General features: G+C 63.3%; 23 protein-coding genes. 10 read left to right on the top strand and 13 right to left on the bottom strand.

Features of this window, described 5'->3' with window-relative positions; translation table 11 throughout:
• Positions 1 to 37 precede the first annotated feature (37 nt).
• From AC0L2X_RS03970 to AC0L2X_RS03955, 4 genes are all read left to right on the top strand, one after another.
• Positions 38 to 709, top strand: a complete 672-nt coding sequence (locus AC0L2X_RS03970; RefSeq protein ID WP_473554621.1) for a CvpA family protein — start codon at positions 38 to 40, stop codon at positions 707 to 709.
• Positions 710 to 840: 131 nt separating this feature from the next.
• The gene (purF, locus tag AC0L2X_RS03965; protein ID WP_473554620.1) at positions 841 to 2,322 is read left to right on the top strand and encodes an amidophosphoribosyltransferase; all 1,482 of its coding nucleotides are present in this window, start codon (positions 841 to 843) and stop codon (positions 2,320 to 2,322) included.
• Positions 2,323 to 2,416: 94 nt separating this feature from the next.
• Positions 2,417 to 3,157 (top strand): SDR family NAD(P)-dependent oxidoreductase, encoded by a 741-nt coding sequence (locus tag AC0L2X_RS03960; protein ID WP_292662213.1) that lies wholly within the window; start codon positions 2,417 to 2,419, stop codon positions 3,155 to 3,157.
• A gap of 124 nt (positions 3,158 to 3,281) precedes the next feature.
• Entirely contained in the window at positions 3,282 to 3,503 is a 222-nt protein-coding gene (locus AC0L2X_RS03955) for a hypothetical protein (protein WP_473554618.1), read from the top strand.
• Between the two features lie 159 nt (positions 3,504 to 3,662).
• Here AC0L2X_RS03955 and AC0L2X_RS03950 read toward each other — a convergent pair whose 3' ends face one another.
• Positions 3,663 to 4,169: an OsmC family protein gene (locus AC0L2X_RS03950; protein ID WP_473554616.1), complete on the bottom strand. Its 507-nt coding sequence runs from the start codon at positions 4,167 to 4,169 to the stop codon at positions 3,663 to 3,665.
• Between the two features lie 316 nt (positions 4,170 to 4,485).
• Here AC0L2X_RS03950 and AC0L2X_RS03945 point away from each other — a divergent pair, with 316 nt between their 5' ends.
• Positions 4,486 to 5,454, top strand: coding sequence for a DMT family transporter (locus AC0L2X_RS03945; RefSeq protein WP_473554614.1), 969 nt, complete (start codon positions 4,486 to 4,488; stop codon positions 5,452 to 5,454).
• Positions 5,455 to 5,590: 136 nt separating this feature from the next.
• On the opposite strand, the gene AC0L2X_RS03940 is transcribed toward AC0L2X_RS03945, so the two are convergent.
• Complete coding sequence (locus tag AC0L2X_RS03940; protein ID WP_473554611.1) at positions 5,591 to 6,445, bottom strand: LysR substrate-binding domain-containing protein; 855 nt, start codon at positions 6,443 to 6,445, stop codon at positions 5,591 to 5,593.
• A gap of 114 nt (positions 6,446 to 6,559) precedes the next feature.
• Between AC0L2X_RS03940 and AC0L2X_RS03935 the strand changes: the two genes are divergently transcribed.
• Entirely contained in the window at positions 6,560 to 6,967 is a 408-nt protein-coding gene (locus tag AC0L2X_RS03935) for a tautomerase family protein (RefSeq protein WP_352490934.1), read from the top strand.
• A 140-nt stretch (positions 6,968 to 7,107) separates the two neighbouring features.
• Positions 7,108 to 9,330, top strand: coding sequence for an AMP-binding protein (locus AC0L2X_RS03930; protein WP_473554609.1), 2,223 nt, complete (start codon positions 7,108 to 7,110; stop codon positions 9,328 to 9,330).
• Between the two features lie 148 nt (positions 9,331 to 9,478).
• Here AC0L2X_RS03930 and AC0L2X_RS03925 read toward each other — a convergent pair whose 3' ends face one another.
• The 4 genes from AC0L2X_RS03925 to AC0L2X_RS03910 all read right to left on the bottom strand — a co-directional run bounded on the left by AC0L2X_RS03925 (position 9,479) and on the right by AC0L2X_RS03910 (position 11,816).
• The gene (locus tag AC0L2X_RS03925; protein WP_473554607.1) at positions 9,479 to 9,742 is read right to left on the bottom strand and encodes a hypothetical protein; all 264 of its coding nucleotides are present in this window, start codon (positions 9,740 to 9,742) and stop codon (positions 9,479 to 9,481) included.
• A 248-nt stretch (positions 9,743 to 9,990) separates the two neighbouring features.
• Complete coding sequence (locus tag AC0L2X_RS03920; protein ID WP_023677728.1) at positions 9,991 to 10,806, bottom strand: CDP-alcohol phosphatidyltransferase family protein; 816 nt, start codon at positions 10,804 to 10,806, stop codon at positions 9,991 to 9,993.
• A 3-nt stretch (positions 10,807 to 10,809) separates the two neighbouring features.
• Complete coding sequence (locus AC0L2X_RS03915) at positions 10,810 to 11,508, bottom strand: phosphatidylserine decarboxylase (protein WP_023677729.1); 699 nt, start codon at positions 11,506 to 11,508, stop codon at positions 10,810 to 10,812.
• A gap of 128 nt (positions 11,509 to 11,636) precedes the next feature.
• Complete coding sequence (locus tag AC0L2X_RS03910) at positions 11,637 to 11,816, bottom strand: hypothetical protein (RefSeq protein WP_473554605.1); 180 nt, start codon at positions 11,814 to 11,816, stop codon at positions 11,637 to 11,639.
• 248 nt (positions 11,817 to 12,064) lie between these two features.
• On the opposite strand from AC0L2X_RS03910, the gene AC0L2X_RS03905 reads away from it, so the two are divergent.
• On the top strand, positions 12,065 to 12,931 hold the full coding sequence (locus tag AC0L2X_RS03905; protein WP_473554603.1) for an SMP-30/gluconolactonase/LRE family protein: 867 nt from the start codon (positions 12,065 to 12,067) through the stop codon (positions 12,929 to 12,931).
• A gap of 5 nt (positions 12,932 to 12,936) precedes the next feature.
• Here the strand turns inward: AC0L2X_RS03905 and AC0L2X_RS03900 are convergent, their stop codons facing one another.
• The 4 genes from AC0L2X_RS03900 to AC0L2X_RS03885 form a co-directional block, all read right to left on the bottom strand.
• Positions 12,937 to 13,284 carry an antibiotic biosynthesis monooxygenase gene (locus AC0L2X_RS03900; protein ID WP_352490929.1) on the bottom strand — a complete coding sequence of 116 codons (348 nt, stop codon included), beginning with the start codon at positions 13,282 to 13,284 and terminating at the stop codon, positions 12,937 to 12,939.
• An 88-nt stretch (positions 13,285 to 13,372) separates the two neighbouring features.
• Positions 13,373 to 15,259 carry an ABCB family ABC transporter ATP-binding protein/permease gene (locus tag AC0L2X_RS03895; protein WP_473599280.1) on the bottom strand — a complete coding sequence of 629 codons (1,887 nt, stop codon included), beginning with the start codon at positions 15,257 to 15,259 and terminating at the stop codon, positions 13,373 to 13,375.
• Between the two features lie 20 nt (positions 15,260 to 15,279).
• Entirely contained in the window at positions 15,280 to 15,654 is a 375-nt protein-coding gene (locus AC0L2X_RS03890; protein WP_473554600.1) for an ArsR/SmtB family transcription factor, read from the bottom strand.
• A 59-nt stretch (positions 15,655 to 15,713) separates the two neighbouring features.
• Complete coding sequence (locus tag AC0L2X_RS03885; protein ID WP_473554597.1) at positions 15,714 to 17,174, bottom strand: LysM peptidoglycan-binding domain-containing protein; 1,461 nt, start codon at positions 17,172 to 17,174, stop codon at positions 15,714 to 15,716.
• A 114-nt stretch (positions 17,175 to 17,288) separates the two neighbouring features.
• Between AC0L2X_RS03885 and AC0L2X_RS03880 the strand changes: the two genes are divergently transcribed.
• Positions 17,289 to 17,900 (top strand): LOG family protein, encoded by a 612-nt coding sequence (locus AC0L2X_RS03880; RefSeq protein ID WP_254820219.1) that lies wholly within the window; start codon positions 17,289 to 17,291, stop codon positions 17,898 to 17,900.
• A 94-nt stretch (positions 17,901 to 17,994) separates the two neighbouring features.
• Here the strand turns inward: AC0L2X_RS03880 and AC0L2X_RS03875 are convergent, their stop codons facing one another.
• On the bottom strand, positions 17,995 to 18,882 hold the full coding sequence (locus AC0L2X_RS03875; protein WP_473554596.1) for a LysR family transcriptional regulator: 888 nt from the start codon (positions 18,880 to 18,882) through the stop codon (positions 17,995 to 17,997).
• Positions 18,883 to 19,000: 118 nt separating this feature from the next.
• Between AC0L2X_RS03875 and AC0L2X_RS03870 the strand changes: the two genes are divergently transcribed.
• Entirely contained in the window at positions 19,001 to 19,291 is a 291-nt protein-coding gene (locus AC0L2X_RS03870; protein ID WP_352490924.1) for a muconolactone Delta-isomerase family protein, read from the top strand.
• 57 nt (positions 19,292 to 19,348) lie between these two features.
• On the opposite strand, the gene rarD is transcribed toward AC0L2X_RS03870, so the two are convergent.
• Together rarD and AC0L2X_RS03860 are read right to left on the bottom strand one after the other, a co-directional pair.
• Positions 19,349 to 20,281: an EamA family transporter RarD gene (rarD, locus tag AC0L2X_RS03865; RefSeq protein ID WP_473554593.1), complete on the bottom strand. Its 933-nt coding sequence runs from the start codon at positions 20,279 to 20,281 to the stop codon at positions 19,349 to 19,351.
• 127 nt (positions 20,282 to 20,408) lie between these two features.
• Positions 20,409 to 20,948: a hypothetical protein gene (locus AC0L2X_RS03860; protein ID WP_473554591.1), complete on the bottom strand. Its 540-nt coding sequence runs from the start codon at positions 20,946 to 20,948 to the stop codon at positions 20,409 to 20,411.
• Between the last annotated feature and the right edge of the window lie 2 nt (positions 20,949 to 20,950).

The following is a 20,950-nucleotide window of genomic DNA, read 5'->3' as shown; positions in this document are numbered from 1 at the left end:
CGAGCCGTGAAAAAGAGATCGGAGTGGGGCGAAAAACATGCCGATTACGCTGCTTGACGGAATTCTCGTCGGCTTCACCCTAGTCTCGGCGATGCTCGCTATGGTTCGCGGCTTTTCGCGCGAGATCCTGTCGATCATCTCCTGGGCAGCTGCTGCTGCGGCGGCCTTCTTCTTCTACAAGCCGGTGCTGCCTTACATTCAGCCCTATATCGACAACGAAAAGGCCGCCATGGCGGCGGCCGCCGGTATCGTCTTCATTGTCGCGCTGATCGTCGTTTCGGTCATCACCATGAAGCTTGCCGACTGGATCATCGATTCCAGGATCGGCGCGCTCGATCGCACACTTGGCTTCCTCTACGGCGCGGCGCGCGGCATCCTGGTCGTCGCTGTTGCGCTGCTTTTCTTCAATTGGCTGGCCGGCGCCAAGGCTCCAGGCTGGATTGCCAACGCCAAGTCAAAGCCGCTGCTCGAATCGATCGGCGCCAAGCTCGAAAGCCTGCTGCCCGAGGATCCGGAAAACGCCATCCTCAACAAGCTCAATCCGAATCAGCCGGCCACCGAGACGCCTCTTGCCCCCGATGCGCCTGCAGCGGAAGCCCCTGCCGCCGGCGACGACGCCACCGCTCCGGCACCCGACGACAGCGATGCGCCGCCGGCCGACAATGCGCCCGCGACCCCGGTACCTGCAAACCCGGCGCCGGCAAACTGATTTCGGCAGACTTGCCAATCTGCCGACTTGGCGAGGCTCAAGACTGTCGATCATGTGAATGCCGCACGACGTGCGTTGCTTTCGATGCGCTATGACCTTATATGGCGACTTTAGCGGAGCTTGAGCCCCCAATGGCAGCCTCAGTGGCAGACGCAGACGACGTGCTTTCCACCGAAGCCGATGACCATTTCCATGATGAATGCGGCGTGTTCGGCATTTTCGGCCGGCAGGACGCCGCAGCCATCGTAACGCTCGGCCTGCATGCGTTGCAGCATCGCGGCCAGGAAGCGGCCGGCATCGTTTCCTATGACGGCACCCAATTCCATGTCGAACGCCATGTCGGCCTGATCGGCGACACCTTTACCAAGCAGCGTGTCATCGACAGCCTGCAAGGCAACCGTGCCATCGGCCACACACGCTATGCCACCACCGGCGGCGCCGGCCTGCGCAATATTCAGCCTTTCTTCGCCGAACTTGCCGATGGCGGCTTTGCCGTCGCCCATAACGGCAATCTCACCAACGCCATGACCGTGCAGCGCGCACTGCAGAAGCAAGGCGCCATCTTCTCTTCCACCTCCGACACCGAGACGCTCTTGCACCTGGTCGCCACCAGCAAGGAGCGTGACCTGAATTCGCGCTTCATCGACGCGGTGCGCCAGGTCGAAGGTGCCTTCTCGCTGGTGGCGATGACGTCCAAGAAGATGATCGGCTGCCGCGACCCGCTCGGCATCCGCCCGCTGGTGCTCGGCGATCTCGACGGCGCCTGGATTCTCGCCTCCGAGACCTGCGCGCTCGATATCATCGGTGCGCGTTTCGTGCGCGACCTGAAGCCCGGCGAAATGGTCGTCGTCACCAGCAAGGGCATCGAAAGCCTGTTCCCGTTCGAGCCGCAGAAGACCCGCTTCTGCATTTTCGAATATGTCTATTTCGCGCGGCCGGATTCGTCGGTCGAAGGCCGCAACGTCTACGAAGTGCGCAAGCGCATCGGCGCCGAGCTGGCGCAGGAAAGTCCGGTCGAGGCCGACATCGTCGTGCCGGTGCCGGATTCGGGCACGCCGGCGGCGATCGGCTTTTCGCAGGCCGCGGGCATTCCGTTCGAGCTCGGCATCATCCGCAATCACTATGTTGGCCGCACCTTCATCCAGCCCGGCGATTCGATCCGCCACATGGGTGTCAAGCTCAAGCACAACGCCAACCGCCGCATGATCGAAGGCAAGCGCGTGGTGCTGGTGGACGATTCGATCGTGCGCGGCACCACCAGCCAGAAGATCGTGCAGATGGTGCGCGATGCCGGCGCCAAGGAAGTGCATATGCGCATCGCTTCGCCGCCGACGCGCGCCTCGTGCTTTTATGGCGTCGACACACCGGAAAAGTCGAAGCTGCTGGCGTCGCGCATGTCGGTGGAGGAGATGGCCGAGTTCATCCGCGTCGATTCGCTCGGCTTCCTGTCGATCGACGGGCTCTACCGCGCCGTCGGCGAGGCCGGCCGCGACAACGAGCAGCCGCAATTCTGCGACGCCTGCTTCACCGGCCAGTATCCGACCCGGCTTGCCGACTTCGAAGGCTCCGACAATGTGCGCACGCTGTCGCTGTTGGCGGCCGGCGGGTCGTAAGGTTGCCGGATCGCCATTTGTCTTCGCCAGGTTATCCCCTCTTCCCTGCCGGGCAGAGGGGGGTGCCTCACGCCGACCTCATGGAAGTTCAAGCATGACCCTTGACCTCTCCGGCCGCGTTGCGGTCGTCACGGGCGCCTCGCGCGGTATCGGCTATTTCATCGCCAGGGAGCTTGCCGCGGCCGGTGCACATGTGATTGCGGTTGCCCGCACCGTCGGCGGGCTGGAAGAGCTCGACGACCAGATCAAGGCAGGTGGCGGACAGGCGACGCTGGTACCGCTCGATCTTGCCGACATGGCGGGGATCGACCGACTGGGCGGCGCCATACACGAGCGCTGGGGCAAGCTCGACATACTGGTCGCCAACGCCGCTGTGCTAGGCGTCATCGCCCCGATCGGCCATGTCGAGGCCAAGACCTTCGAGAAGGTGATGACCATCAACGTCACCGCAACATGGCGGCTGATCCGCTCGGTCGACCCGCTGCTGCGGCTTTCCGATGCCGGCCGCGCTATCGTGCTGAGCTCCAGCCTTGCCCATTCTGCACGCGCCTTCTGGGCGCCTTATGCGGCGTCGAAGGCGGCGGTCGAGGCCATGACGCGTTCATGGGCACATGAGACCGAAAACCTGCCGCTCAGGGTCAACGCCGCCGATCCCGGGGCAACGCGCACCGCGATGCGGGCGCAGGCCGTACCGGGCGAGGATCCGGAAACGCTGCCGCACCCCTCGGAGATCGCCAAGCGTATCGTGCCGCTTGCCAGCCCCACGCTCAAGGAGACGGGGCTGATCTTCCAGGCCAAGCACAACCGCTTTGTCGCCTACCGGCAGCCGGAGTAAGCGGCCTAACATCACGCGGCTGTGATGCCGTGGCTTAAGGCCGCGCTTTGGCCCAGCTTTCGCCGCTGGGCCAGAGTTGCTAGGATCGTGCGACTCCCAAAACAAGCAGAGCGAGGAAATACCCATGGCGGCACCGAGCGTAGCGTTAGTCTGGTATCTGGTGATCGCCGGCCCGCAAGGCGGCATGGTCGTGTTGCCCAGCACATTCGACACCCGCGAACAGTGCACGTTCGCTATAACCGAATACCAGAAGCAACCGACGCCGACCGGCTGGTCGGTGCAGTGCGTGCCGAGCGCCTCTCCCTTCGCCGATGAGGGCGACGCCGAGGAGCCGTCGGCGCAGTAGGACAGCGTGATCTCCCCCCTTGAGGGGGAGATGGCCGACAGGCCAGAGGGGGTTGGTCCGACCGGGCTCGGCCTGCTGCAGCGGTTGGCGCTTCACGCGAGACAACCCCCTCTGTCGCCTTCGGCGACATCTCCCCCTCAAGGGGGGAGATCAGCAGCCTCAGCGTCGCGCGCTTACCGTCAGCTCCGGTTTCTGGCTGATGGTCTGGAACACCACGCAGTAGCGCTCGGTCAATTTGAGCAGCGCATCGATGCGGTCCTGCGGCTCGTCGGTGTCGAGGCCGAATGTCAGGCGGATGGCGCGGAAGCCAACCGGCGCATCCCTCGCCACACCAAGAGTGCCGCGAAAGTCGAGATCGCCTTCGGCCTCCACCGTGGCGGCCCCAAGCTTGAATTCCAGCGCCGTCGCTACCGCCTTCAGCGTGACGCCGGCGCAAGCCACCAGCGCCTCCAGCAGCATGTCGCCGGAGCAGAGTTCGAGCCCGGTGCCGCCGGTCGCCGGATGCAGCCCGGCAATGGCGATCGCCCTGCCTGTCTCGACCTTGCAGGCGATCGATTGGTCGTCGATCGATCCCTTGGCCCTAAGGGTAATCAGCGCGCGCGAGGCGTCGTCGCGATAGGCCTCCTTCAGCGGCGTCTGCATGGCCTTCAATGCGATCGCATCCATTTCATTTCTCTCCCATAATTGCCCTGGCTTCGCTGCTTTACGGCTATGCCGCCTGCCCCAAACGCAAGTCCGCGCTGGCGCAGCGCTTGGCAGGGTTTTGCCCGTATAGCCTGACGATACGGAGCATCCAACGCCTTCAAACCCTGTCTCGCAACACATTCGTAAGGCCGCCGGGCATATGGCCGATATCGCCATCCTCGAAACCCGCGAAAGGGTTTCGCCGGCATCCTGTTCACCGGGGCTGCCGGTCTGCTGTTTCGACGCCTCGATCAAGCTGACACAATGGTGTCAGGACGGGGCAGAGTAGGCTGGTGAGATGACGGAATCGCTTGATATGCCGGGCACAGCGGAAAGCGCCCGCGAACGTACCCTCGGCATCATCCTGGTCTCGGCATCGGCGGCCGTCTTCGGCCTCACCGGCGTGCTGACCAAATCGATCCATGCCGACCCGCTGACCATTACCTGCTGGCGCGGCTTCGTCGGCTCGATCCTGATCAGCCTCTATGTGCTATGGCGCCGCCAGCGCTCCGGCGGTCGCGACAGCCTGCGGCTCGGCTGGCGCGGCTGGCTGCTGGCGATCGAGGGCGCGCTCGCCAGCATCGCCTTCATCTCGGCGTTCAAGTTCACCTTTGTCGCCAATGTCGCGATCATCTATGCCACCGCCCCTTTCGTCACCGCGCTGCTGGCCCTCCTGTTGGTCCGCGAACCGTTCCGGCTGCAGACGGTTGCCGCCGCCGCCGTGTCACTATGCGGTGTGGCGATCATGGTCTGGTCCGGCTTCGGCACCGGCCATTTGTTCGGCGACGGGCTGGCGCTGCTGATGACGATCGGCAGCGCTCTCTACATGATCATGGTGCGCGCCTTCCGCGAGACGCCGGTGGTGTGGGCTGGTGCGGTGTCGGCGTTCCTTCTGTTCGTGCTCGGCTGGTTCATCACCGATCCGCTGGCTGTCTCGGCCAGGGACGCTGTGCTTCTTGCCACCTTCGGCGCCTCGTTCGCGCTGGCCTCGATCCTGTGGACGGAGGGCACCCGGCTTATTCCGGCGGCCGAGTCCGGGTTGCTGGGCTCGGCAGAAGTGCCATTCGCGATCCTATTTGCCTTCCTGTTCCTGGCGGAGATCCCGCCGGCAGCCAGCATGGTCGGCGGCGCCATCGTGCTTTGCGCGGTGTTCGCTCACGCCGGCCGCGACTGGCTGATGGCCAGGCAACGCGCAGCGGAGGCACGACCAATACTTGCCGCGTCCGAGCGCGAGTTGGTGGTTCGATCACGAGAAATCCGTTCCTGAAAATAAATTTGAAAAGTCATGGAACCATCATAGGGCTCAGGCATTATGGCTGTGACGGGCCACCCCAAGTCCCCCCAAACCCCTCGGCCCGTCTTACTCAGAAGCCGACCGCAAGGTCGGCTTTTTCTTTGCTGTCTTAATTGGCCAGGGCCAGGTTGCCGCTCAACAACGTGGCCAGATCCTGCGCCGGCCGGTCGGCATCCTCACGCAAGCGGACGGCGAATTCGGCGACCGGCACCGGCGGCAGATCAAGATCGCGCGGCGCCTCGACGATGCCGGAATGAGCGAAGCGCGCCGTCCTCAACGTCAAGGCAATGCCGGCGTGCACCGCCGTGCGCAGGCCGGCAAGGCTGGCACTGCCGGCAGCAATGCGGTAGCGACGGCCGGCCGCATCGAGTGCGCTGGTCGCCGCTTCGCGAAACCCGCAATGGGGATCGAGCAGCGCCAAGGGCAGTTCGTCGTGGCGGGTGGCCAGCCCGTTCTGTGAGCAAAGCCAGATCATTGGTTCCTTGAGCACACCGACTTCGTCCCGTGTCGGCACCTGCCGCATGGCAATGGCCAGATCAAGGGTGCCGGCCTGCAAAGCCTGCGCCAGTTCGGCGGAACGGCCGACGCGCAGTTCGATCCTGACGCGCGGATAGCTGACAGCAAAAGCCCTGAGCAGCTGCGGCAAGCCGCTGTCGGCGAAATCCTGCGTCGTGCCGATGGCGACGCGCCCGTCGGCGTGCGCCCCTTTGAGGGCCAGCCACGCCTCGCGATGTGCGGCAAGGATGCGACGCGCGTGGCCGACCAGATCCTCGCCTGCCGGCGTCAGACCGCGCCCTCGCCCCTGCGGCACCAGCAGCGGTTCGCCGACAACATCCTCCAGCCGCTGCATCTGCGCGGTCACTGCGGACGGCGAGCGGCCGACGATCGACGCAGCCCGCGCCAGGGAACCGCCATCGACGAAAGCGAGCAAAGTCTTGAGGAGGTCGGGATCGAACATCTGCATAATTCGATATTATCAAAGTGTTTATCAAAAACAATTCGATTTTTTTGATCAAAGGACGATGGCATGATTTTCTCGACGGCGAAGAGACGCCGCTTGAAACCGAGGAGAAGAAATATGCCGATTATCAATGTCAGCGTTACCGGCAAGCCTGATGCCGCTTTGTCCGCCGCCATTGCCAAGGAAGTGACCGAACTGACGGCCACGCATCTGCGCAAGGACGCGACGATCACAGCTGTTGCCATGTCCTATCACGACCCCGAGCACTGGTTCGCCGGCGGCAAGTCGCTGGCCGAGCATGGCACCAACACGGCCTGGCTCGACATCAAGGTTGTCGACGGCACCAACACCAAGCTCGAACTGGAGGCGTATCTGCAGGCAATTTTCGCGGCATTCGGCCGGCTGCTGGGCAAGGTGCATGAGGAAAGCTACGCCCTCGTGCATGAAGTGCCTGCGGCCGCCTATGGCTTTGGCGGCAAGACGCAGGAATTCCGCTTCATCAGCGGAAGGATGAAAGCGGCGTAGCTGCGATAGGCAGCCGAGCCAAGTGATGACAGGAGAGAAGGAAAAATGGAGCCGCATTGACGTTGATCCAACTTCGGCTAGGTTCTCACCCGAAGCGGCCAGTGAAGAGCCGCGACGTGAGATTGTTGGGAGATGCGGCGATGATCCTGACACTGGCGCTGCTTGCGGGTCTTGTCGCGGCCTGGCTGCTGATCGGCGTGGTGGAGAAGTTCCGCCTCGGCCTGCGCTTGAGCCAGGCGCTGCTCTACGTGCCGTTCAAGCTCGCCTACCGGATCAGCGACGAGCGCATCAAGATTGCCCGCAGGTCGGCGGCCCCCGTCATCTACGTCATCTGGCATCAGTCACGCATTGAGCCGGCGCTGATGCTGTCGCTGCTGCCGGAGGACACGCTGCACATCCTCGACCAGGCTTCGGCCAGATCGCCGTGGCTGGAGCCGTGGCGCGAGCTCGGCCGTACCATCGCCTTCAACGCCGAGCATGTCTTCGTCAGCCGCAGACTCGTGCGGGTGCTGAAGGGCAAGGGCCGGCTCGCCGTTTACCTGCCGGATGCGGTCGAGCCCGACGTCAAGTCGTTTCGGTTGTTTCGCGCCATCACCCGTATCGCCATGCAGGCCGACGCCCGCATCGTGCCGATCTTCGTCGCCGGCGCACGCGGCCTGCCGGCCTCGCTGACGCCGGCGGACAAGGCGCCGCGCCATTGGTTTCCGCAGCTGTCGATCAGCGCGCTGGAGCCGATGACCATCGCCGAGCTGGTGGCGCGGAACTCAGATCAGGCCTCCAACACCAATGCGCTGTTTGATCGCTTCGCCGAGGCCAGGCTTTTCGGCAGTGATCTCGACCGAGGGCTGTTCCTCGCCATGCGCGATGCGGCCGACCGTGTTGGCGCTTCGCACCCAATAATCGAGGACGTCATTGGCGGTGCGCTGAGCTACCGGAAAATGTTCATCGGCGCCAGGGTTTTGGGCCGCCGCTTTGAGGCAATAACAGCGCCGGGCGAAGCGGTTGGGCTGCTCCTGCCCAACGCCAATGGCGTCGTGCTGTCGTTCGTCGGACTTCTGTCGGCTGCTCGGGTCGCAGCAATGATCAACTATACCGCCGGCCCGGCCAGCGTCACCGCCGCCATCCGCACGGCGATGATCCGCACAGTGGTCTCCTCACGCGCCTTTGTCGAAAAGGCTAACCTCGCCGACATCATCGAGGCGGTGGAAAAGGGCGGGGCGAAACTGCTGTGGCTGGAGGATATTCGCGCAAGCGTGACCGTGCTGGACAAGGCCGCAGCCGGCTTGCTGTGGCGCTGGCCGTTGCAGCGCCAGGATGCAGCCAAGCCGGCGGTGATCCTGTTCACCTCCGGCTCGGAAGGCACGCCCAAGGCCGTGGTGCTGTCGCACCGGAACCTTCTTGCCAATGCGATGCAGGCGGAAGCCCGCATCACTATCTCGCCGGTCGACATCCTGCTCAACGTGCTGCCCGTATTCCACTCGTTCGGGTTGACCGGCGGCACCATCCTGCCGCTGGTCACCGGAGTAAAGCTGTTCCTCTACCCCTCACCGCTCCATTACAAACTTATTCCGGAGGTGGCGCGCAAGGTCCGGCCGACGGTGATGTTCGGCACCGACACGTTCCTCGCCAACTATGCCCGCACCGCCAAGGACGGCGATTTTTCCAGCCTGCGCTTCGTCGTCGCCGGCGCCGAGGCGGTGAAACCGGAGACACGCCGCGTTTACCGTGAGCGCTTCCAGGCCGAGATCATCGAGGGTTTCGGGCTGACCGAGGCAGCGCCCGTCGTTGCCGTCAATACAGCCATCCACGGCCGCGACGGAACGGTTGGGCGGCTGTTGCCTGCCATGCGCATGAAACTCGAACCGATCGAGGGCATTAGCGGCGCCGGACGGTTGTGGCTCGATGGGCCAAACCTGATGATGGGCTACATGACGTCAGATCGGCCCGGCGAATTGCAGCCGCTCGACGGCTGGCACGATACCGGCGACATCGTTTCGGTCGACCGCGAAGGCTTCCTCACCATTCGCGGGCGGGCCAAGCGTTTTGCCAAGATCGCCGGCGAGATGGTGTCGCTGGGTGCCGTCGAGATGCTGGTGCAGTCGCTATGGCCGGAAGAGCATCACGCCGTGGTGGCAGTGCCGGACAGGCGCCGCGGCGAACGCATCGTGCTGGTCACCACCGCCACTGACGCCGATCCCGACGAATTGCGCAAATTCGGTAAACAAGCAGGTGCCGCCGATCTGATGGTACCGAACGACATCGTCAAGGTGGAGGAGATCCCGGTGCTGGGTTCGGGCAAGACCGACTATGTCTCGACTAGAAAGCTGGCACTAGAGAGGCTGGGACTGAGCGCAGCCGCCTGAGGTTTGCTGTCGAAAACTCTAGATGCGCGTCGCGTTCGACCGGTCGAATGCGACGCGCTTTGGATTCTTGCTTTTTATGCATGCCGTTACGCAAAACCGCTGCACACCCTCGGGTCGAGCCCGAGGGCATGCTTTTGCGCGATATGCATTAGAAGACCACCACCGACAACAGCAGAATGGCGCCGACGGCCATCATCAGCAGGCCCGGCCAGTTCTGCGACAGGCCGAGAAAACGGAGCCCGCGCCGCCGCGGCTCCAGAGTCGGAACTGGTGTTGCGAGATTGGGCGTCACACTGTCCGGCGCGGTGGAGACAGCGGCCGGCTCACTAAGCCGCCCGCGCATGATGGCTGCAACCGCCATATAGACGAGGCCGGCGACAGTCAGTAACGCGCCGATGAGGATGACAGCCATTTCTCCTCGTTTCCGATGTTCTGCGCCCGATGCGGGAGCTTGCGCGACGCTGACCGCGCACTAACAGCTGCCGCTTAAAACGGACCTACCAAACACAAACGGTCTAGCCGCCCAGCAAGTTCCGAAAACGGGTTTTTGAGGTGCATTCCACAGCGCCGCGCGCTCTGCGAGCCGGTCCTAAGTCTAAACGGATGACCCTTTTCGGAATCATGCACTGCCAGGCGCAACGCGAACTGGCACCAAATCTGTCAGCCAATATCCGAGGACGGCACCTTCTCGCCTTCGCGCTTGGCGCGTCTCGAATAGGCGCGCACGCTGAACGGCAAGAAGACCAGATAGCCGGCAACCGAGGCCGTCAGCGTATACCAGGGATAGGTCATCAAAAGCAGGACGTAGAGGACGACTGCGAGGATGATCGGCAGCACCCTGTCGCCCGGTATCCTGACGCTCTTGCCGGAATAGACGGGCAGTCTGCTGACCAGCAGGAACGCCACCAATATTGTAAAGCCGGTGGCAATGAAGGCCGCCAGGCGGCTGGGTTCAAGCCCAAGCCTGAGGAAGAACAGATAGAGCGGCAGCATCACCAGCACCGCACCCGCCGGCGCCGGCACGCCGACGAAATATTCGGTCTGCCACTGCGGACGGTCGAGCTCTTCGTCGAGCACGTTGAAACGGGCAAGCCTCATCCCACAGGCGATGGTGAACAGCAGGGCGGCGATCCAGCCCGGCGAACCTGCCCTGTCGAGCAGAAAGGCATAGAGCACCAGCGCCGGTGCCACGCCGAAATTGACGATATCGGCCAGCGAATCCATCTGGGCGCCGAATTTGGAAGTCGCCTTCAGCATTCGCGCCAGACGGCCGTCGATACCATCGAGGAAGGCGGCGAGCAGTACCATCACCACCGCTGGCTCGAAGCGGCCCTCAAAGCCGAAGCGAATACCGGACAGGCCGGCGCAAATGGCGAGCACAGTCACCAGGTTGGGCAGCACCATGCGCATCGGGATTTCGCGAATGCGCGGGCCACCGCCGCCATGCGCCTCGAATTTCTTGAACGGCGGCGCCACCGGTCAGGAGATCCGCACGAGCGGCGTTGCGGCAACGCCGCCGAATTCCGCCAGCACCGTCTCACCGCCGACCGCGGTCTGGCCGACGGCGACGCGCGGCGTCGCGGTCGAGGGCAGGAATACATCGACGCGCGAGCCAAAGCGGATCAGCCCGAAGCGCTCGCCGGTGCCGATGGCGCCGCCGGGCTCGGCCCAGCAGACGATGCGCCGCGCTACCAGGCCGGCGATCTGCACCGCGGCGACTGTTCCATTGGGGCTTTCGATGACCAGCCCGTTGCGCTCGTTCTCGGTGCTTGCCTTGTCGAGTTCGGCATTGAGGAATTTTCCTGGCCGATGCTCGATCCTGGAAATGCGGCCGCGCACCGGGGAGCGGTTCACGTGGCAGGAAAAGACGTTCATGAACACCGAGATGCGGGTCATTTCACCGCCGCCGAGGCCAAGCTCGCGCGGCGGCACGGCCGGGCCGACCGCCGAGACGATGCCGTCGGCAGGGCTGACAACCAGCCGGTCGTCGATCGGCGTGACACGCTCGGGATCGCGGAAGAAATAGGCGCACCAGGCGGTCAGGATGAGACCGATCCAGAACAGGGTCGAGGAGAAATAGCCGAGAAAGAGCGTCGCCGCGCCGAACGCAGCGATAAAGGGATAACCCTCGCGATGGATCGGAACGAACGCATTCTTGATCGTGTCGACGAGGCTCATGGGATGAGGATAACCTTGGTTTCCAAGTCCGGCTTCAATAGCGGAAACACCCCGCGCTCGCAACGCGACAATGGGAGCGCTTGGAGGTGGCGGTCGTCGCCGTCTCAGAACGGCCAAGCGAAATCCCCTCAGGCACCCGCTGCCGCCGCTTGGTCGAAATACTCCTCGAGCTCGCGCCGATCGGCCTCCGCCAAGCTCTCTTCGTGGCTGCCGCGTAGCACGCCGCCTCTCGGGGTCGACTGGAGGAGGAATACATGCTCGTCGGCCATAACCACCCAGTTCACAACCGCGCCGCCTTCCATAGGCACGACCGAGTTCGCAGAGACGACAGCATCGGTCGGATCGAACCCGGCCCTGCGCAGCAAGAGGTCGACAGCGACCGTGGATGCGCACGGCGCATCGCGCGGTTCCGTGCGGCTACTCAGGTCAAATATAAACGACGCCGTCGCAATCCTCGTTGTCGGAACGCAGCACTCTCGCCCGTCCTTGGTAAGACAGCGCCTCTCATTGGCCTTTCGGCCAGGACGATTTGCGCCAACCCGGAGGTTCTCGGCCCATGCAGAAATCAGCAGCTAGGCAAGTGCGAGTGGTGATGAACGGCTTGGCCTTCGGCGAGTCGCCGCGCTGGCACGATGGCCGGCTGTGGTTCTGCAACTGGGGCACAGGCCAGATCATCGCCGTTGACGCCCAAGGCAACAGCGAGATCGTGCTCACCGTGCCGGCCACCCTGCCCTATTCCATCGACTGGCTTCCGGACGGGCGCCTGCTTGTCGTCTCCGGCCGCGAAGGGCTGGTCCTCAGGCAGGAGGCAGGCGAGAGGCTGGTCACCCATGCCGATCTGAGACACCTGTCGAAGAGCCCGTGGAACGAGATCGTGGTCGATGGGCGCGGCAATATCTACGTCAATGGCGGTGGGCCTGCTCCGGCTCCCGGCCAGCATTTCGGCCCCGGCACCATCGTGCAAGTCGCACCTGATGGCTCGGTTCAGCAGGTGGCTGAGAACCTCGCCTTCGCCAATGGCATGGCGGTGACGCCTGACAACAAGACGCTGATCGTTGCCGAGTCCCACGCAAACAGGCTGACCGCCTTCGACATCGCTGCCGATGGTGGCCTTTCCAACCGAAGGGTCTGGGCCAATCTCGGCAACGGTTTTCCGGATGGCATCTGCCTCGATGCCGAAGGTGCGGCGTGGTACGCCGACGTTCCGAACCGGCATTGCGTGCGGGTGCGCGAGCGCGGCGCAATGCTCGAAAGCGTCGACGTCGATCGCGGCTGTTTTGCCTGCATGCTCGGCGGCGGCGACGGAAAAACGCTGTTCATCGTCGCCGCCGAATGGCGCGGCTTCGAACATATGATCAGCGATGCCCGTACCGGCCAAGTGCTCAGCGTCGAGGCTATCGCGCCGGGCGCCGGCTGGCCGTAGAGAGCTTACATCCCGGGGATCCGCTGATAGTTGGCGATATCGGCCTTGACGCCAAGTCGCGCAATGGTCTCCTGAGGATTGAAGCCGCTGCGCTCATGCGCAGCCTTGATGATCGGCACGACCTTGTCGACAGCGGCCTGCCCTTCCCATTCGACAATGGTCACGAGGTTGAACTCGCCCGGCCCCGAGAATTGCTCGAGCAGGAAATCCTGGACGAACCCTTGCTGTTGGCGCAGCAATTCATGCGTCATCCGGACCTTGGCAAGAATCTCCTCGCGGGCATTGGCCGGAACAACAAACTTGTCCACCCGGAATACGCTGCCGCCACTGACTGACTGATTTATCCCATTCATATCGATTGTCTCCGTTTTGAACGACGCATCTTGCTGCGATCCAAAACGGCCTACGATCTCAACTTAAGTTGAGGTCAAGCACAAATTTTCAGCTCACCTCCGAGGTGCGGCGGCGGACAACGACGCCGAACTCGTCGCTTTCGCGGGCAATGCGCAGCCGCTCCTCGGCCTCACTTGCCTCGCGCTGGCGGTCCCACATCGATGCATAAAGGCCGCGCTTGGCTATCAAGGCGACATGGGTGCCGCGCTCGGCGATCTGGCCGTCCTGCAGGACGATGATCTCGTCGGCCGAAATCACCGTCGACAGCCGGTGGGCGACGACGAGGGTGGTGCGGCCCTGGCTGACCAGGTCGAGTGCCGCCTGGATCTCCTGCTCGGTGTGGCTGTCCAGCGCCGAGGTCGCCTCGTCGAGCATCAGGATCGGCGGAGCCTTCAAGATGGTACGGGCGATCGCCACCCGCTGCTTCTCGCCGCCGGACAGTTTCAGCCCGCGCTCGCCCACCATTGAGCGATAGCCGTCTGGCAGCCGCTCGATGAACGGTCCGATCTGGGCCAGTTCTGCCGCCTTGCGCACATCCTCCTCGCTGGCGCCGATACGGCCGTAGCGGATGTTGTAGGCGATGGTGTCGTTAAACAGCACCGTGTCCTGCGGCACCATGCCGATGGCGGCGCGCAAGCTCTCCTGTTTGACGTCGCGAATGTCCTGGCCGTCGATCAGAATCTTGCCGCGCTGAATGTCGTAGAAACGAAACAAAAGCCGCGAAATGGTCGACTTTCCGGCTCCTGAGGGGCCGACGATGGCCACCGTCTTGCCGGCCGGCACCTCGAAGCTGATGCCCTTCAGGATCTTGCGGTTGGGGTCGTAGGAAAAATGCACGTCATGGAACTCGATCTTGCCGGCTTCGACGACCAGTGGATTGGCGCCCGGCCGATCGACGATCTCGCGCTTGACGTCGAGCAGATCGAACATGTTTTCGATATCGGTCAGGCCCTGGCGAATTTCGCGGTAGATCATGCCAATGAAATTGAGCGGCACCGAAAGCTGCATGAGCATGGCGTTGACGAAGACGAAATCGCCGACGCTCTGTGTGCCTGCCTTCACCTCGAGCGCCGACAGCACCATGACGACGGTCATGCCGATGCCGAAGATCACCCCTTGGCCGAAGTTCAGCCAGCCAAGCGAGGTCCAGGTCCTGGTCGCCGCCACCTCATAGCGCGCCGTGGACCGGTCGAAGCGCTCGGCCTCCATGGCTTCGTTGTTGAAATATTTGACTGTTTCGTAGTTGAGCAGCGAATCGATCGCCTTCGTGCTGGCTTCATTGTCGCTGTCGTTCATCTCGCGGCGGATCGAAATACGCCAATCGCTCGCCCTGACGGTGAACCAGACATAGAGCCAGACCGTGACCGCGATCACCAAGACGTATAGCCAGCCATAGGTGACGGCGAAGATGCCGGCGGTGAGCGCGAATTCGACGATTGTCGGCGCCGTGGCCAGCATGGTGAAGCGGACGATCGTCTCGATGCCCTTGGTGCCGCGCTCGATGACGCGCGACAGTCCGCCGGTGCGCCGTTCGAGGTGGAAGCGCAGCGACAGTTCGTGCATGTGCACGAAGGTACGGAAGGCGAGCCGGCGCACCGCATGCTGGCCGACCCGTGCAAACAGGGCGTCGCGCAACTGGTTGAAGCCGAGTTGCACCAGCCGCACGGCATTGTAGGCGACGACCAGCATGACCGGCGCCAGCAGGAAGGCCGGCAGCGGCGGCGGCGATTTGCTATCGCCGGCCAGTGCGTCGGTCGCCCATTTGAAGAAATAGGGTCCGGCCACCAGGGTCAGCTTGGCGACAACCAGCAGCACGGTGGCCCACACCACCCGCGCCCTCAGGTCGGCGCGGTCGGCCGGCCACATATAGGGCCAGAGATTGCGCAACGTTCTAAAGGTCGAGCCGGAATCGGCGGAAACGGTTTTCTCGGCCATTCTTGTTTACCTTTATGATTTTAGCGGCCGGAGCAGCAGGAATCGACCAGCGCGGCCAGCGATGCCGAAACATCGGCGAGCGCGGCGCGGTCGAGTTCATAGCGCGAGCGCTGGCGGTCAGGCTCGAAGCGGATCAGCCCGGCCTCGACCAGGATCTTCAAATGCTGGGAAACAGTGGACTGCGCCAGGTCGAGATGCTCGACAACCTCGCGACAGCAGCAGGAACGGCTTGCGGAAAGGTGTTTGAGAATTTCGATCCGCGCCGGATGCGAAAGGGCCGCGAGCCGGACAGCGACGGCGCGGCTATCCGGCGTACAGTTGGCCGGCATGCAGTTGGCCGGCGCGTGTTCATCTGCCGCGCGGCGTTGGTCCGTCACGAGGGGGGATTCGGTCATCGTCCATCGGCGATAAACGATGACCGGCCCTGCCGCAAGCTATCCTGATGGGCAGAACGCTACTCGGCCTTGGCTGGCGCCGTCGTCATCTGGTCGCCCATTGCCTTGAGATCGGCGGGTTCGCCTTCCTTCGATTTCTCCGGCACCTTGAACACCTGCCCCGGCCAGATGCGGTTCGGATTGCTGATCTGGTCCTGGTTGGCGAGATAGATGGTCGAGTAGCGCATGCCCTGGCCATAGACCCGCCGCGAAATCCGCCACAGCGTGTCATGGCGGCGGATAATGACTGCGCCATCGGCATGTTCGAGCTTTGGAGCCACGGTCTCGGGGGTTTCGCCCGAAGGCGTTGTGGCGGCCATTTCGGCCGGGGCTTCGGTTGTAGGAGTGGGGGCAGTTGCGGGCGTTTCGACGGCCGTTGCCGGCGCCGCTTTGGTCGCCGGAGCATTCGGCTCGGCGGGCGCCACGGCGGCAACCGCCTCACCAGGCTCGCGCTCGAACGGCACAGCGGCACGGGCCACCACCGTCACGCCGTCGGCGCCGAGCGCATCGACGTGGATGGTGTAGGTGCCGACCGGGATGTCACGTGTCGCTTCGACCAGGAAGTGGCGGTCGGGCGAGGTCTTCGCGTCGCCGAGCAGGATATCGTTGGCATAGGCGCGCACCTTGCGGCCGGGATCGGCGAGCCCGGCAACGAAAATCTTGTTGCCGTCGATTTCGACAGCTTCGACGACGATCTTCGGCTCCACCGCGGGAGTAGCGGGCGCTGCCGATGTGGCGGGTGCTGCCGGAGTCGGCGCGGCTTCAACAGCGGCCGGCGCGGCAGGAGCAGGCGCTGCTGGAACATCAGCCGCAGGCGCTGCGGCAGCCGGCAATTCGGTGCCGGTGGCGGGTGGCTGAACGGCCGCCTGTTCGCCGACGGGCGGCGAGGCGTCAGATTTCGCTTGAGGGGCCGGAACAGTGAGCAGTTCGGACGGCTTGCCCGGCTCCTCGACCATTGCCAGCACCTGGCCGGTGGAATTCTGGGGGATCGAAACGACGGCGGTCTGCGCCGAGGCGGTCACGACATTGCCAGCCGTCGAGCGCAGCGTGATCGTATAGTCGCCGGGCTTCAGCGGATCGTCGAGAATAATGGCAAAGGCGCCGTCAGGGCCGGCGACCGTCGAGCCGAGCACAGCCGAACCGTTGAGAATCTCGACCTTGGCGTTGGGCGCCGCATTGCCGGCGACGACGATCGAGCCGTTGCTTTCGACGCGCACGATGTCGAAGGTCGGCACGATTGCACCTGCTGCGGCCGGCGCGGCGGGCGCTGCGGCCTCGGTGGACGCGGCGGGCGCAGGCGGCAGCCGGCCCTCGGTCGCCGGAGCGGCCGGTTTCGAAGCCGGCGGCGTCAGCGCCGCGACCTCCGCAGGCCGGGTAAGATTGAGATACGGGTCGAGTGCGCCCGATACATAGGCGGTTCCCGCCGCGGCGACAGAGCCGCCAGCCGCGAACAAAAACGCCTTCAACGGATTAATTGCCATGTTTCCCTGCCCCTTAGCCACCTAATTTCGGTCTAGCCTGTTTTGCCAAAGCCGACAAGAAAAAGCCCGCCCCAGGGCTTGACCATGCCAATAGTCCCTATCACCAATCATAACATGAACACGATTCGATCTGTCTGCGTCTATTGCGGCTCCTCCCCGGGCCGAGATGAAACCTATATCAAGGCCGGACACCTGCTTGGCCGCTCGATCGCCAAGTCCGGCCTGCGTCTGATTTATGGCGGCGGCACTAAAGGTATCATGGGTGCCGTCGCTGAAGGGGCGTTAAAGGCCGGCGGCAAGGTAACCGGCATAATTCCACGTTTTCTGATCAACCGGGAGGCGACCGAAACCGCGCTTAACCGGCTCGACGAGCTCGTCATCACCGATAATATGCACGAGCGCAAACACAGGATGTTCGAGAAATCCGACGCCTTTGTGGCGCTGCCCGGCGGCATCGGCACCGTCGAGGAGATCGTCGAAATCATGACTTGGGCGCAGCTCGGCCATCACCGCAAGCCGATCGTTTTCGGCAACGTCGGAGGGTTCTGGGATCCGATGCTGGCGTTGCTCGATCACATGGCAACGGAGGGCTTCATCCACACCGCGCAACGGGTCAAGCCGCTGGTGGTCGAGGATCCGGAAGCAATCGTCGCCGCTATCATGGTGGCGGGATCCTCCGTCGATGCACCGACGGAGGGCGTGCAGTCGGTGATTGATAAGATGTAGAGTGAATGGTGACTAGTGAATAGCGAAGTACAAGACCTTCCGAATCGGCACCTGCCTACTGACTACTGACTACTGACTATTCACTATTCACTATTCACTCCTTCCCTACCGCCTTCCTTAAGTCCGCAATGACCGCGCGCTTGTCCTGACGCCGCCAGGCGAGATGGATCGAGACGGTGCGTTCGAACCACGGCAGATCGCGAAACACGATCTGAGGCGGCGCGGCACTCCGCAGGCTGGCCTGCACCGTCGCCAGCCCAAGCCCGGCGCTGACCAGGCCCAACGACGTCAACGGATCGGTCGTCTCATAGGCAATGTCGGGCAGGAAGCCGGCCTTCGCACAGGCGGCGAGAAATTGGCTGCGGTTGGTGTCGTCAGGCTGGCGCACCACCGTGATCCAGGTACGTCCGTCCAGTTGCTGCGGCAGTATCTCCGCGATTTCAGCCAATGAATCGCCTTCCGGCATCGCCAGAACCAGCGGCTCGCGCATGATGAGCATGGCGGCGATGTCGGGATCGTCGGCAGAAGGAGGCGTGTACACGAGGCCCAGATCGAGCGATCGTTCGCGCAGCGCTTCGATCTGCGCGGCGGAACGCTGACCCTTCAGTTGAAGATGAAATTCGGGCCGGTCGCGGCGAAACTGGCGCAGCATTCGAGCGACAAGCCCTGCATGGACCGCACCTTCGACATAGCCGATGGCGAGACGGCCGACCGTACCGCCGGCGAGATTGCGGCCGAGCTCCTCCAGCCGTCTTGCATGGGCCAGCAGCGCACGCGCCTCGGCAAGAAAAGCGCGGCCCTCGGCATTGAGATGAACACGCTGCCTCGCCCTCTCGAACAATGCGACGCCCAGTTGCTCCTCCAGCTGCATGATCTGACGGCTGAGCGGCGACTGCGAAATGTGCAGCAATTCGGCGGCACGCCCGACATTGCCGGCTTCGGCCACCGCGATGAAATAGCGGAGCTGGCGCAGGTCGAACATTGTTGCTCCGATGCTAAAGTCCCGTAAGGTCTCAACTTTAGCCTAATCAGTCTTGGACTGTCTGGCCAGCCGAAGCGAATATTTTCGGCATTCCAACGGCCAACATCAGGAGATTCCGATGCAGTTCTTTGCCCTTCTTGCGCGCAACACCGAAAAGTTTACCGACGCCGATTTTGCGCCGCTGCTGCCTGGCGAGGCCGAGCAGCGCCGCACGCTCTATGCCGAAGGCGCCGTGCGTCAGGTGTGGAATCGGGGCGACATTCCCGGCAGCGGCATGATGTTCGAAGCCGGCAGCGATGCCGATGTGCGCAACCATCTCGCAACTTTACCGCTGGTCAAGGCCGGCATGATGGACATTGCCGCCGTCGTGCCGCTGCAACCCTATCCCGGCTTCGGGCCGAAGCGCTGAGCGATCGTGAAAAGAGGCGGCAGCCGGCCTTTAGGACCGGCCAGCCGCCTTTCTTCGTTAGGCGGCTCGAGCGGATGCGGCAACGGTCTTGCGCGCCGTAGAAAACATCGACCAGGAGTACGTCGCCAGCGCCGCCCAGATCAGCCCGAAGGCTATGGCCTGAACGCTGCCGAACGGTTCGCCGAAAATCAGCACCGCGATCAAAAAGACGATTGTCGGCGCGATATACTGCATGATGCCGATGGTGGAGAGGCGCAGCAGCCTGGCGCCGAACGCAAACAACAGCAGCGGCACGGCGGTGACCGGGCCGCAGCCGATCAGCAAGGCGGTGTCGTTCAGCGAGCTGGAGACGAAATGATCCTGTCCTGTGGCGATCAGGAAGATGATGTAGCCGAGTGCCGGCACCGACAGCAGCAGCACTTCAAGCAGGAAGCCCTGGCTCGGGCCGATCGGCAGCGTCTTGCGGAAGAAGCCATAGGCGGCAAAGGAAAAGGCCAGCACCAGCGACACCCAGGGCAGCTTGCCGGCGTCGATGGTCAGCACCGCGACCGCGATTGCCGCCAGCACCACCGCCGCAATCTGCAGGCGGTCGAGCCGCTCGCCGAGCAGCAGCGCGCCGACAACGACGCTGACCAGCGGGTTGATGTAGTAGCCGAGCGCCGTCTCGATGGTGCGGTCGACCGCGATCGCCCAGACATAGATGCCCCAGTTGACCGAGATCAGCGCCGCCGTCAGCACCGCCATCGAAATGATGCGCGGCGAACGAACTGCCGCTTTGAAATCGGCAGTGCGGCCGGCCCAGACCAGGACGGCGGCCGCGATCGGCACCGACCAGACGATGCGGTGGGCGATGACTTCGGCCAGAGGCAGATGCGCGACAGCCTTCATATAGAAGGGCAGCAGCCCCCAAAGCAGGTAGGCGCCGAGCGCCAGCAGGAAGCCGCGACGAGCTTTGGTGCCGGCCTCGATTTGAAGTGCTTGGGTAGTCATGGCCCAAGGCTAGGCGCCAGCGGCTTGCCCAAAACCATCGCAAATTGCTGATGGATAAATGGAGTCTCGCTGATGGTTCAAGAACCCGGCGTTTTCACCAGTTCATTGAGATGCGCGAAGCCCGCAGTCATTTGGTTTCGCCGGGCGCAGGCACCAATTCCATGAATTCCGCTCCAACGGTGTCGTGACGAAAGCCCGTCACGCATTCTGCCACCTCGATCGGAATATCTGCGATAAAGTCTATAGTGGCAGCACCGGCGTCCTCGCGATCCTGATCTGCGAAGCGCTCGCGGCGAATCTCCTCGAAACAGAATGGAAGGTTTCCTGTCGCTTCTAGGTTGCGCGCACCGTCTGCGCTGGTGTGTCGTATGCTCCAGACTTCGTGCCCGTCGCGCCACTGTTCGGCCCATTGCAGCATGACCGTGTCGATATTGTGAACGACGACAATGTCCCTGCCCGTCGAAAGGTTTGCTAGGCGCTTCTCGTCCACCAGGTCCATGTTCACGTCGTTAAAAATGACGACAGACCAATTTTGACCAACCGTCACGCCATTGTAGTCAAAATCAAAAACCTCGTCCGATTGTCCGCTTTGAGCCAGACCGAAAGCCAGCGCTGCCTTCGCGAGTGGCAGACCATTGAATGCGACCCAGCTTATCGTGAAGCCCATTT

The sequence above is a fragment of the Mesorhizobium sp. WSM4828 genome (assembly GCF_055811175.1).
The sequence above is the reverse complement of the archived record's forward strand: the minus strand, read 5'-3'. Positions and strand labels throughout refer to the sequence as shown.